At 56.7% G+C, this 1,352-nt stretch carries 1 protein-coding gene and 1 pseudogene; one reads left to right on the forward strand and one right to left on the reverse strand.

Going from position 1 to position 1,352, the window contains the following annotated elements; all coding sequences use genetic code 11:
• A partial coding sequence (locus RI518_RS07925) for an IS30 family transposase (RefSeq protein WP_310689835.1) occupies nt 1-359 on the reverse strand: 359 nt, incomplete at its 3' end.
• A gap of 54 nt (nt 360-413) precedes the next feature.
• Here RI518_RS07925 and RI518_RS07930 point away from each other — a divergent pair.
• A pseudogene (locus tag RI518_RS07930) lies at nt 414-1,352 on the forward strand (IS256 family transposase); the annotation flags it as partial.

Consider the following 1,352-nt stretch of genomic DNA (forward strand, 5'->3'; position numbering starts at 1 on the left):
TTTGGCCGGCCCCCGGCTTCTAGTTGGAAGTGCAACGGTTGGGGGTTTTGTGACTGTGAGCATAGTTGTTGGAACACTTCTGCGGGGGTGGACCAGTTCAGGACTTTCCGGGGCCGGTTATTGATCTCGTGGACCCAGGCGTCGAGTTCTTCTTGGGTGAACGTATCGAACCGGGTTTTCTTAGGAATGTAACGCCGGAGGCGTCCGTTGAAGTGTTCGTTAGTGCCTCGCTGCCACGCCGAGTAGGGGTCACAAAAATAGGTCGGCACACCGATGAGGTCAGCGAGTCGGTTAGCGTCCCGTGGAGTGGTGTAATTTCCTCGGCTCGCGGGTGTCGTTTTCGACATTGAGTGAGCCATCGTGTGAGAGTCGGTGAAAACCTTCAAAATCTCCACGAAAGGAACTCACACACGATAGCTCCCCCCTATTCTGCCTTGCTTGCTTTGCTTTCCCAACTGAAAGACACGGACCTGACCGACCGGGTGCGAACCGCTCTGGAGCGTGTGTATCAGGAGTTGATTGATGCGGAAGCTGCCGCGACGATTGGCGCTCTGCCTCATGAGCGCTCCGGTGATCGCACGACATACCGAAATGGGTCGAGACCGAGGCTGTTGACTTCTCAGGCGGGTGATCTTGACCTTCGTATTCCGAAACTGCGAACCGGTTCTTTCTTCCCGGCGTTGTTGGAGCGTCGCAGAAGGGTTGATGAAGCCCTCTACGCGGTCGTGATGGAAGCCTACGTTCACGGGGTGTCGACCCGGAAAGCCTGTGACCTGGTGAAAGCTCTCGGAGCTGATTCGGGCATTTCGAAATCGGAAGTGTCCAGGATTTGTGTTGACTTGGATGAGGATGGCCACGCGTTTCGAAGCCGGGACCTTACTGACACGTCTTACCCTTACGTGTTCCTCGATGCCACCTACTGCAAGGCCCGGGTTGGTGGGGCGATCGTGTCCCAAGCGGTCGTGGTCGCTTTTGGTGTCGGAGCTAATGTGCCTTGGGCTGATGGGCCCAGAGTGACAACAAACTCCCGAAATACTCGGTGTTGATGTTGGTCACAGTGAAACAGAAGCGTTCTGGACCGAGTTTCTGCGGGGTTTGACTGACCGGGGTCTCCACGGGGTTGCCCTGGTCGTCTCTGACGCCCACAAAGGCTTGAAAACCGCTATCCAGGTCACCCTGCAAGGCAGTACTTGGCAGAGGTGTCGGGTTCATTTCCTCCGCAACGCCCTGGCCACCCTGCCCCAGGGCAGGCAGGAAATGATCGCCTCCCTCATTCGCACGATTTTCAGCCAACCCGACGCCGAATACGTCCATCACCAACACGGTTGGTTCGTGCGCATGTTGGAGAGGAT

The sequence above is a fragment of the Pontimonas sp. genome (genome assembly GCF_031581085.1).
GTDB lineage: Bacteria > Actinomycetota > Actinomycetes > Actinomycetales > Microbacteriaceae > Pontimonas.